The sequence below is a fragment of the Shewanella sp. YLB-07 genome (genome assembly GCF_009377275.1).
Genome location: NZ_VOQB01000009.1, coordinates 73,364 through 85,444, shown reverse-complemented (window position 1 = coordinate 85,444; position 12,081 = coordinate 73,364). Strand labels below are relative to the sequence as shown.

At 46.5% G+C, this 12,081-nt stretch carries 7 protein-coding genes; 3 read left to right on the top strand and 4 right to left on the bottom strand.

Going from position 1 to position 12,081, the window contains the following annotated elements; all coding sequences use genetic code 11:
* Nucleotides 1–77: 77 nt before the first annotated feature.
* On the top strand, nt 78–944 hold the full coding sequence (purU, locus tag FS373_RS19265; RefSeq protein WP_144046305.1) for a formyltetrahydrofolate deformylase: 867 nt from the start codon (nt 78–80) through the stop codon (nt 942–944).
* A gap of 127 nt (nt 945–1,071) precedes the next feature.
* Here purU and FS373_RS19260 read toward each other — a convergent pair whose 3' ends face one another.
* On the bottom strand, nt 1,072–1,851 hold the full coding sequence (locus tag FS373_RS19260; RefSeq protein ID WP_152830428.1) for an AraC family transcriptional regulator: 780 nt from the start codon (nt 1,849–1,851) through the stop codon (nt 1,072–1,074).
* A 97-nt stretch (nt 1,852–1,948) separates the two neighbouring features.
* On the opposite strand from FS373_RS19260, the gene FS373_RS19255 reads away from it, so the two are divergent.
* Together FS373_RS19255 and FS373_RS19250 are read left to right on the top strand one after the other, a co-directional pair.
* Entirely contained in the window at nt 1,949–3,199 is a 1,251-nt protein-coding gene (locus FS373_RS19255) for an MFS transporter (protein WP_144046306.1), read from the top strand.
* A gap of 231 nt (nt 3,200–3,430) precedes the next feature.
* Nucleotides 3,431–4,738 (top strand): DEAD/DEAH box helicase, encoded by a 1,308-nt coding sequence (locus FS373_RS19250; RefSeq protein WP_152830373.1) that lies wholly within the window; start codon nt 3,431–3,433, stop codon nt 4,736–4,738.
* 195 nt (nt 4,739–4,933) lie between these two features.
* Here FS373_RS19250 and FS373_RS19245 read toward each other — a convergent pair whose 3' ends face one another.
* The 3 genes from FS373_RS19245 to FS373_RS19235 all read right to left on the bottom strand — a co-directional run bounded on the left by FS373_RS19245 (nt 4,934) and on the right by FS373_RS19235 (nt 12,013).
* Entirely contained in the window at nt 4,934–7,006 is a 2,073-nt protein-coding gene (locus FS373_RS19245) for an alpha-amylase family protein (RefSeq protein WP_152830372.1), read from the bottom strand.
* A gap of 89 nt (nt 7,007–7,095) precedes the next feature.
* Entirely contained in the window at nt 7,096–9,063 is a 1,968-nt protein-coding gene (locus FS373_RS19240) for a glycoside hydrolase family 13 protein (protein ID WP_194165907.1), read from the bottom strand.
* 127 nt (nt 9,064–9,190) lie between these two features.
* Nucleotides 9,191–12,013, bottom strand: coding sequence for a TonB-dependent receptor (locus FS373_RS19235; protein WP_152830371.1), 2,823 nt, complete (start codon nt 12,011–12,013; stop codon nt 9,191–9,193).
* Nucleotides 12,014–12,081 lie beyond the last annotated feature (68 nt).

Genomic DNA, 12,081 nt, shown 5'->3' with positions numbered 1-12,081 from the left:
TGACATTTTTGTTGGGAACTTTGGTTCAAAATTGAACCAAAGTTCATCGTTTCAGGCTTAATTAAAGAGATATAATCGTGGGAAATAATGAAAACACTTGGATATTAACCGCCCAGTGTCCAAGTTGTCTTGGCACTGTCGATGTTGTTACTCGCTTTCTTGCTGAGAATAGTTGCTACATTGTGGACATACAATCATTTGATGATCGTGAACTTAATCTTTTCTGCATTCGTGTCCAATTTCGTCCACTCAATGAAGAATTCACCCCTGATGTCTTTGAGCAAACATTTCAAGCGCGGGCTCATAAGTTTGATATGACCTGGTCGTTAACAGAGCCAAATCATAAAACTCGTGTGGCGATCATGGTTTCAAAATATGACCATTGTTTAAATGATTTACTATATCGATATAGAACGAATGCATTACCTATTGATATTGCGGTTATTATTTCTAATCATCCTGATTTGAAAGCCTTAGCCGAATGGCATGGTATCGATTATTACCATCTACCTATTACGGCTGAGACTAAACCTCAGCAAGAAAAGCAAGTACTGGAAGTTGTGCAGCAATACGCTTGTGAACTGGTTGTGCTTGCTCGTTATATGCAGGTTTTATCTGCCGATATGTGCTCCAAGCTCAGCGGTAAAGCCATTAATATCCATCATTCTCTGCTACCTGGTTTTAAAGGCGCTAAACCTTATCATCAAGCGTGGGATAAAGGGGTGAAACTGGTTGGGGCAACCGCTCATTATGTTAATGACGATCTCGATGAAGGACCTATTATTACTCAAGGTGTTCAGGCTGTTGGTCATAGTCACTATCCGGAAGATCTGGTCGCAAAGGGGCAAGATATAGAAAGTCAGACATTAGCCAGAGCGATTAAATATCATATCGAGAAACGGGTGTTTTTATGTGGCAACCGAACCGTTGTTTTTGCTGATTAAATTTATATTTAATCGATCTGCCGACGGAAGTTTAATCGATTTATTCGGACAAATAAAATGGGATATTAGTCTTTTTATGTAGCGCTTATGATATGTGTTCTATTTTTGCACATTTGTCATTGTACACCTAATACTGACTTATATATTGCTTTGGCGGTCGGCCTAAGGTTTTCTTGAAAAAAGTGATGAAGGCGCTAACTGACTCATAGCCCAAATCTTCAGATACCCTTTGTACCGAATATCCCGATGACAGTTTCTGCAGGGCGATGACGATATGCAGCTGACCTCGCCAGCGGCCGAAGGTGACGCCGATTTCTTGTTTAACCAGACGCGCCAATGTTCTCTCACTCATGGCAAATTTCGCCGCCCACTGGCCAATTGTTTCCCTATTGTCGGGCTGTGCAATCAAGTCTTGGGCAATTTTATTGAGTCTTGGCTCCTTAGGTATGGGGAAATCAAATTGCTCTGTAGGCATTTTGACTAGCTCATGCATCAGCACATCGACAAGCTTAGCCGTAGCACTCTTGGGTCCGTAGTCCTGTGGCAAGCTGGTTAAGTGTAAGATCAACTCTCTTACCAGCGGAGAGATGGACAGGGTACAGCTCTTTTGGGGCAAGTTGAGTAATTGAGGGTCGATAAACAGCATGCAGACCTGTGCATCCGGCGATATCCTGTTGCTGTGGGGGACCAGACTTGGGATCCACACCGCGCAATGAGTCGGCACCATCCAGATCCCGTCGTCGATGTTGCAAGTCACATGACCATGAGTCGCCAGCACTAGCTGTCCCTTCCTGTGACGGTGGAAGGGGGTCTCACATTCCCTGTCTCCGCCTCTTAGCTTCAAAGAGACCACCTTTTGTGGGTATTGGTCCGAGTCAAATTCGGGGAATAATGCATCTGTCGACATAGGTTTGTCAGTATTTAGCAATAAAATGTCAATATAGCTCAATTCGGCTGTTGGTTTAAAGGCTAGAGTAGCGATATTCTTCTTGTTGGAGCGCTTCATGACCAAAGAACATCAAACCTTGGCCACTAAATCGATTTTTCTTATTCTGGGTATCTTACTTATTGCGGCTAACTTACGTGGCCCCATCACCAGCGTGGCCCCCTTGCTGGACTCGATCCGCAGCTCTCTGGATTTAACCGCAACTCAAGCGGGCTTGCTCACGACCTTGCCCTTGCTCGCGTTCGCGTTTATGTCGCCATTATCCTCTAAAATTGGTCACAAAATAGGATTAGAGCGTGCGCTTATGACGGCGCTCGTCCTTATTCTCGTTGGGATCATAGTGCGGGCGCTAGGCTCGACTAGTGCACTCTTGTTCGGCACTTTTGTCATTGGAGCCGGCATTGCCATTGCCAATGTGCTCTTGCCCAGTCTGCTCAAACGTGACTTTCCCACCAGAGTGGCGACACTCACGGCTGTCTATGTACTTACCATGGGAATAGGGTCGGCGATTAGCTCGGCTGTGGCGGTACCCATGTCGAATCTTGCCGAGCATTTAAGCATCTCATTTATGCCTGATTGGGCCTTTGCTCTGGTTAGTGTGATCTTGTTCCCCATACTTTCAATCCTGTTTTGGTTGCCTCAGATGCGGGAGCGTACTGCTCCTGAAAAAAATACTGCCAGACTCGATTCCCATAGCTATGTCTGGCGTTCTCCCTTGGCCTGGCAATTGACATTTTTTCTGGGGTTAAATTCATTCGTGACCTATATCATCATAGGTTGGTTGCCCAGCATGCTGATGGATGCAGGCTACTCTGAGGTTGAGGCTGGGTTTAACGCGGGTTTGCTGCAACTGGCGACAGCGCTTCCGGCTATCGCGCTCATTCCTATCATGGGCAAGTTAAAAAATCAGAGCCTGCTCGCCTTCGGCACTGCACTTATCGCCTTAACCGGTATCTTGGGCCTCTTGTTACTGCCACAATTTGCCACCGTGTGGGTATTGGTGTTTGGTTTTGGTGGGGGAGCAGGCTTCATCGTCGGCTTATCCTGTATCAGCCACCGCACTCACCATACACATCAGGCGGCCGCATTATCTGGCATGGCGCAGTGTGTGGGTTATCTGCTGGCGGCAACGGGGCCTATTCTCATCGGTTCTGTGCATGATACGACGGGGAGCTGGAGCTTACCCTTAATTCTGTGTGCGATAGCTTGTGTGCTGTGCAGTGTGTGCGGCTTTTTGGCTGGGCGGGATCGTATTATTGAACATAAGCCGAGTATCACCATGAAAGTCGCCGATGCTGGAGTGGTCTAGACAGATGTGGAATTTTTAAGGGGGATTGGTCATTTTACGCCGATGGCGCTTCAAGTTATCGGCCCGGCCCTGTTATAATGAGCTCACTTCTCTGTTTTGCCGCATTTTCCTATTGAGCAATTACTTTCTTTTGAGTGCTTATGTTGAGTGTTTCATATTAAGCGCCTTGTGTTAGCTAATGTGATCTAAGGCTTAAACAGTTATTTACTCGTTATTATGTTGAGACCCAAAATGTCATTCTCCAATCTTGGATTAAGCGATCCGATTTTAACATCCCTGGCCGAGCTGGGCTATTCATCGCCAACGCCAATTCAAGCCGAAGCGATCCCGCTGGCCCTAAAAGGCAAGAACTTGATCGCGGCGGCTCAGACGGGCAGCGGTAAGACAGCCACGTTTGTATTGCCTATGCTTGAGATGTTGGCAAAAGGGGAAACCCAACGTAAGAAACGTGTTCGTGCACTTATTCTCACTCCCACAAGGGAGCTCGCGGTTCAGGTCTGCAACAGCATAGAGGCTTATGGCAAGTACCTTAACCTTAAGGCTTTAGCGGTATATGGCGGCGTCGATTACGAGCCGCAGAAACAGGCTTTGATCGAAGGCATAGACATAGTCGTTGCCACTCCGGGTCGCTTGAGGGATTTGTATACCCAAAGATCTATTCATTTCGATGAAATCGAAATGTTAGTGCTCGATGAAGCCGACAGAATGCTGGATATGGGCTTTATCGAAGATATCACTAAGATCATAGATACCTTGCCGGTAGACAGGCAAAACCTCTTGTTCTCGGCGACCTTATCGCGTCAGGTCAGGGAACTTGCCAAAGAGACCATTCCTAATGCCATCCAGCTCTCCGTCACTAAGAAAAGTGAGGGTAAGCCCAATATTGATCAGTGGTTAGTGACGGTGGATAAAGATAAGAAGTCGGCGTTATTGAGCCATCTGATCAAAGAAAATAGCTGGCAGCAGGCGCTTATTTTTATCGAAACTAAACACGGCGCGGCTAAGCTCGTGACTCAGCTTGAGAAACGGGGCATTCAAGCCGAGTGCATCCACAGTGGTCGTGCTCAGGCCATTCGAGAGCAGATCTTGGCGGATTTCAAGTCGGGTAAGATACAGTTTCTTATCTCTACCGGGATCTCCGCTCGAGGCATAGATATCGATGAGCTGCCGTTAGTGATCAACTATGACTTACCTTATCCTGCCGATGAGTACGTGCATCGTATCGGTCGTACCGGACGCGCGGGCGCCGCCGGTGAGGCGATATCTTTGGTGTCTAAAGATGATTTCAAGAATCTGTGCATGATTGAAAAGCGTTTAGATCACTTGATCGAAAGAAAAGTGGTTGAAGGGTTTGAGCCACGTAAAGAAGTACCTGTCTCAGTGTTAAATTTCGTGCCTAAGAATAAGCCGGCTAGAGATGATTCAAAAGATAACCGGGTTAAGCCAAAAGATAAGCGCACGTCATCGACACTTAAACAAACTGACAAAAAAGAGAGTTCAGCCGATAACAAGTTGCCGCTTAATCCCTGGGGTCGATAGCCCATATCCATGCCAAGAATCAAGAATCAAGAATCAAGAATCAAGAATCAAGAATCAAGAATCAAGAATCAAGAATCAAGAATCAAGAATCCAGTTAGCGAACGCTAAACTTCATCGAGATTTTTTCGAATAAAAGCTCGAATGAAACAGCAAGGTGGGTGAATTCACCCGCCTTTTTAGGTTTGTATTTTTGGCCTATTCATTATGCCATTGATATGATTCAGGACGTAGCGACAATATCTTAGATTCTAACGGTTTAAGCTTAATGCCTATCGACCCAGAGCCTGTGTCATCAATCACAAGAGCGTGGGTTTTGAGTCTTTTTAGCGGCTGATTTAACGGCTCTGCAAGCAAATCTTTCAAAGGGTAATGACCGGGTTTGACTTGCCACTGAGCGATCAAGTCTGCAGGTAGCTTGAGTGTAAACGCTTTGCCTTGTGAACGAGAGAAGTTACTGACAATCATTAACTGCTGCTCTTGACTGAAACGGGCGAAGGCGAACGTCATCTCATCATAATCTGATTCAGAGCCAGAGTCTGATTGACCCATTTGATTCGCTTGCCTATGGGCTTGACTGAGATGTTCGCTCCTATGAGCACGATTTACTGTATCTAAATCATAGTATTCACCCAGCAAGGCGGGGGCCGTGTGGCTAAGGTTTAACAGGCGGGCGTAATAATTCCTGAGTGCTAGCTCACTCCTGGTTGACTGTCCGCCATCGAATTTACCATCATTCATATAACGCTGATGTGCCGGCACGCCGATATAATCGAAGATGCTGGTACGGGAAGGCGCACCAAAGCCCGGGTTCTCGCTGCCATCTTCTCCGACTTCTTGGCCAAAATAGATGAGCGTCGGCGCCTTGCTTATGCTGGCTGACACCACCATGGCGGGCAGGGCGGCGAAAGGATCGCCGGCAAATTCTGGGCTGGATATTCGTTGCTCATCGTGATTTTCCAAAAAGTGCAGCATATGGGACGCGATATCTGCGACTTTTAGCCTATCTGTCTCAATGGCTGATGTCGATTTCTTCCCTTGAATGATGGCTTTGAGGGTGTCATACAGATCGACCTTATCGTAGAGATAGTCCATCTTTCCCAGATGAATATAGTCACGAAACAGTGCCGGGTTATAAACTTCTGCCAGTAAGAAGGCATCAGGATTTATCTGTTTAATATTGCTGTTGAGGTAACTCCAAAACTCCACCGGGACCATCTCCGCCATGTCGTAGCGAAAACCATCTACCCCTATACTTAACCAAAAATCTGTTATCTGTTTGAACTTGACCCAAGAATCAGGCAGCTGCGCTTCATCTATGCTTTGCCAGAACAGGTAGTGAGCAGAGACATCCTGCTTGGCATATTCTTTGGGCAGAGTAGGGAAGTCGTGGGATCCATCAGGCTTGACGCCGTAATTGATCTTCACGGTTTCATACCAGTCATTGGCATCGGGTTTGGCTAAACGTGAGCCATTGCCGGTCCATTTTGCGGGGAACTCATCAAATTGACCATCATTGAGTGGATGTGTCTCACCGCCAAGTGGCTTACTTTTACCTAGGTCTGGTACTTGAAACGAGGCGTCAGTGACATAATAGAAGTGATTGTTTTTGGCGTATTCGACTTGTGTGTTGTCAAATGCGCCGAAATTTTCTATGCCTGCCGGCATCGAGGTGGACTCATAACGGCGCGCCACATGATTGGGCACGATATCTATGATCACCTTGATGCCATGTTGATGAGTGCGCTCGATAAGGGCTTTGAATTCATTTAATCGATTAGCGGGATTATCGGCGAGATCCGGATTGACGTTATAGTAGTCTTTCACCGCGTAGGGCGACCCCGCCCGGCCCTTGACCACATCGGGATCGTCATTACCTATGCCGTATAAGCTGTAGTCACGGATCAAGGCATGATGCGGCACGCCTGTGTACCAGATGTGGGTGACACCTAAAGATTGAATGCTCTTAAGGGCGATATCATCGAAGTCACTGAATTTCCCCACGCCGTTTTCTTCAATCGTGCCCCAAGGCTGATTGTTGCTGTTCTTGTTACCAAATAATCGGGTGAAAACTTGGTAGACAACAGGCTTAGTGGATTGATCGATATGCTTGCTGTTTGGTATTTCGCCGCTTAATGTCTGAACAGGGACTCCGGCAGTGGCTGATTGGTACGCACAAAACAGAGTGACTAGAATGAAACTTTTGCTGATTTTTGGCCATGATTGAGCGAATATCGATGCCGATGTCTGGTTTTTACTGATTATTCTCATAGGCTTGTTCAACTTATTATTCTTGTTTATTGTTTTATTTAATTGTCTTGCTTCTTTTGCTTATAGGGCAGCCTGAATACTTGTTCTGGCTAGTGCTCCAACTCCAAGGATAGAACCAACACGCCACGAGGCGGCAGGTGGATCTTTGACTGAGCGTTTGCTGACGTGTTCAATTGCACACGCTCTTTAGTGAGTACATTTACCCCTAAGTTAACGCCTTCGAGCTGAGTGTGAAAGCGACGGGTTGCCAGAGAAACAGGCTTATCATTCTTATTGATGATCACCATGACAGTTTCATCATCATTAAACCTGAAGTAGACGTAGACGCCGTCGATAGGCACATAGTGTCTGAGTTTACCCGAGTGGATGGCGCTCGAGCTCTTGCGGAAGTTGAGCAAGGTCTTGATAAAGTCTTGAGCATCTTCTTGCTCTTGGGATAGGCCGATACCTGTGATTGCGCTTACCTTGTCGGTATTCCAGCCACCGGGAAAATCCCCACGCACAGTGCCATCGTGTCGGCCCGCTTTAGGGCTGGTCATCAAAATTTCCGTGCCGTAAAACAGTTGAGGAATACGATTAGACATTAAGGTGTAGGTGATGACCATCTTAAACAGATCCAGATCTTCATTCATCAGGCTGTATAAACGGTTAGTGTCATGGTTGCCTTCAAACAGGACTAATTTACTGGGGTCGGCATAAACCACATCGTTAGCTAACATCTCGTATAGGGAGATGAGCCCGGTATCCCAGCCCTCGTGCTGATTAAATGCTTTTAACATGACTTCATAGAGCGGGAAATCCATCAGACTTGGAAGGTAGGAGATGTAACCGTCTTTGTTGCGCTTACCTGCCTGCCAATAGGAAACGGTAATGGGGTTACTGGTCCATTCTTCACCGACTATATTGAAATTTGGATATTCGCTCATGATGGCTTTAGACCAGATACTGAGGAATTTTTTGTCGGCATAGGAATACGTATCTTCACGTATGCCACTTAACCTAGCGTATTCGACCCACCAGATGCTGTTTTGGATTAGATAAGTGGCGAGCAGGGGATCTTGCTGGTTTAGATCTGGCATGGAGTCGACAAACCAGCCATCGACGAACTGGCTGTGATCTGATTGAGTGGCGTAGGGGTCTTGAACTGTGGTGCGTCTGTGTGTGGTGAATTTCACCGAGGCGTTATCATTTGCTGATTTTTTGCCATTTATCCAGCTTAAGCTGGGTAAATCCTTCATCCACCAATGCTCTGAGCCTATATGGTTAACCACTATGTCTTTAATGATGCCTATGCCTTTCTCTTTGGCGCTAACAGCCAGTTGTCGATAGTCTGCATTGCTGCCAAATCTTGGGTCGATGCGATAGTGATCTGTGGTTGAGTAGCCGTGATAGGAGTATTTGGCTTGATTGTTCTCCAGTAAAGGGTTTATCCAAAGCTGAGTGACACCTAAATCTGCGAGGTAATCTAAGCTGTTTTCAATGCCTTTGATGTCACCGCCATGTCTGCCGTTGACATCTTTACGGTTAACTTGTTCTGACATATCAGCTTGATTATCATTGTTAGTATCGCCATTCACAAATCGGTCAGGGGTGATGAGGTAGATAACATCCTTATTGCTGAATCCCTGACGCATAGCCGAGTCAGCGACACGTTCAAGCAAGGTATAGCTAAAGGACTGTACGCTTTTTCCGGCTTTAGTGAGCGCTAAGTCAAAGGTCTGCGGCTTGGCATTGCTCAGGTCTAGGGTGATAAAAAGGTAATTAGGATTATCGGTGTTCTCAACCTTGAGTATGGTGATGCCGCCCTCTCTATGGGGCTTGTGATTAGTCAGCTTATCCACAATCACTGGGGTGAAGTCAGAAATATGATGACCATGCAGCATCAACTGCAACTCGGAATTAGCCATATCCGCCCACCAAAATTCTGGTTCTACTCTGAGATCTGAGTTCTGCTTAGCCTCTGCTGCAACGGCAAGTGTTGCAGGCGCCATTAGCCACAAAAATAGTGACAAGACGATAAAAAGGCGCTGACTGACACTATCTGTGACTGGTTTCATATATCGCTCGAGTGGTGATGGGGGAAAGACGAGATAAACTCAATAGTAAAATATTAACGTTGTGAAAATCTGATACAAAAAATGAAAAAGCCTGCTTCATGGTGAAGCAGGCGTTATTGACATCACATTACAGGGTGTAACTTAGGCCCAGGAAGTACTGACGGCCAAATGTCTGGATTGTACCTGTTTGGTACTCTTCACCGAAGTGAGTCTTGCTTGGTTCATCTGTCAGGTTATTCACCTGAAAGAGAAACTTAAGGCCATTATCCAAGGCATAAGATGCTTGATAATCGATAATTGTCTCGGGGGCAAAGTAGGCATACTGAGTTTCAACGCCCACTTGCTCAGACACATATTCGCTGCGGTAGCGCATGCTGACGCGGGTATCGAAACCTTCGTAACCATAGAACACGGTTGTATTAACCACATGTTCAGAAAGGCCTGGTAGCGAGATTGCACGTGGTTCGCCGCCTAGGTCTGTTTCAAATTCAACTTCACTGTCGGAGAAGGAGTAACTGCCGGTGAAGCCTAGACCACTCCATGCATCGGGAAGGAAATCGAAGACTTGGGTATAAGCCAGCTCGATACCGCGGATATAACCGCCATTATCGTTGTTGACTGCTGTCTGATATTGACCCTCATCTTTCACTACCGGGTATTCAACACCATTTTCGACAATCGTATCGGGTACGATAAAGCCTGCGGCTTCAAAATCGAATGGTTGGACGGTAAAATCATTGATGAATGATTTAATATCTTTATAGAACAAGGCAATCGCTATCGCGCCTTCAGTGTCCGAGAAATAGTGCTCGTAGGAAATATCATATTGATCGGCGTAGAAAGGGTCCAGTAGTGGACTGGTGTTACCCCAGGCATTGTACTTTTTCTCACCAGGTGTCGATGTGTCATCGTACCAGGAGCCCATACCAGACTTTAGCTTGTTAATTGGTGGGCGAGCCATAACAGATGCTGCGGCGAAACGAATTTGATCATTTTCGGTTAGGTGAAAGTTCAGGTTTAACGAAGGTAGGTAATCTGTGTAGGTTTTACCTACCTCATTACGGATATAGTCAGAGCTGATCACCCCATTATCATCGGCTATCTCTTCGCCTAAGCCGAAACCAACTTGCTGTAGACCTTTACTGGATTGATCGGTATTGACAACGCGTACGCCGATATTACCGGTGACGGGAAGATTGCCGATTTCGAAATCCAGATTTGCCTGAACATAACCCGCCAATACATCTTCATTGACCGAGCCGCTCTGGATCAGGGTCCAATTATTTTCCCAGTTAGCGCTCGGAGAGAAGGGATCGTTACCCGTTGAGGCGAGTTGAGCATTAACTAAATCCACCGCTTTATCGAAATCTATTTTTAAGAAACTTGGATAACCGGATAGATCACCACCGAAGTTAACGACTTCAGTCATGTCATCTGTGAGTCTGATGACCGGCATATGATCTGGATTATTACCAAATTCTGAACCGTATCCGGCCTGAGAACGCTGAGCGTTAAATTCTCGCTGAGAGTAACGAACTCCCACATCGACAGATGAGATAAAAGAATCTGATAACTGATAATTTAGATCTAGCTTGTAGGCAATAAGATCGTTTTGCTGATCGTATGGCCACATGCCCACTTCGCGCAGACCTAATGTCGATGTGTCGGTGTAATCCTTAGCGAAGTTGACATCGGCTGGGTTTAAGCCGTTAAGCTGGTAGGTAACCGATTCCGCCGAGCGGATCTGATTGTCCATATCATCGTAGATCACAGCGCGCGTTCCGCCGTTAACAAACTTACCGTCGGCTTTCGAGTAGCTGATATCCGCTGCTAGGGTTAAGGCATCGCCATTGTTCCATTCGATATTGAATGCGCCAGAAGTCAGCTCCGAGTACTTTGAGTCGTTGTCGTTCACCACAAATACGGCGAAATTATCTGTGCCGTCGGTAGACACTGTGCCGCCAGTCATGGTGCCATCTTCGACTGTGGCATTACTGATATTACCATTGGCTAAAGACTTGACGCGAAAGCCTCTGGCAAAGGTTTCGGAATCAAATTTCGAGTGAAACAGATCGCCTTTTATACTCCAGTTATCATTAGGCTGCCAGTGAATGGCACCCATGTAGCCGTCACGGGTCTCTTCACCGCCTTTTTGCTGCATCTCGAAGCCTTCACTGATGTTGTCATCGCTGCCATCACCGTTAACGTCTCTTCTCTGCCAAGATGGATACTGTAGACCTATAAATTGGCTGGAGACGGAAGGTTGATATAGATGGGCGTAACCCAGTGCAAGGCCTAAGGTTTCTTCGAGGAACTTACCTTGATAAGAGAAGCTTAAACGGTTACCTAAGTCATCGGCATCACTCACATCACCGGCTTTATCGTTGAAGCTGCCACGTAGGTTGACGGTAAAGTTGTGTTCTTTACTGGCTTGAAGTGGATCGGCGGTTTTTAGCTCAACCGTACCAGCTACGCCCCCTTCGATGAGTGACGCTTTAGGCGACTTATATACTGTGGCCTGATTGATAAGCTCTGATGGGTATTGATCGAACTCAATGGCTCGCTTATCGCCTGTTGTTACCTGCTCACGCCCGTTTAAGGTCATGAATACGAAGTCACCATCGAGTCCGCGAATGTTAAGCCCACTGGCTTGGCCGCCGGTACGCACTGCGGTAATACCGGGGAGTCGAGTCAAGGCATCTGCGATGGATTGGTCCGGTAGGGCACCTAAATCATCTGCTGAGATGTTCTCAGATACCGTGTCTGCAAAACGTTTACTGTTAAGAGACTTAATTAAACTGGTACGAAAGCCTCTAACTTCGATAACTTCGATCGACTCTTCTTCTACGGTCGACTCTTTTTTTGTGGTTTCATCGGCGGCGTAGGTGTGCATGCTAGCGCCGGCAGCGATTAGCGCTATGGTTAACAAGCTAGGTTTAAATTGAAACATCCATCTTCCCCTTATTTACTCTTTTCACTTTTATTTTTTATTCTCAGCAGTCACGGCAAAACACAGAT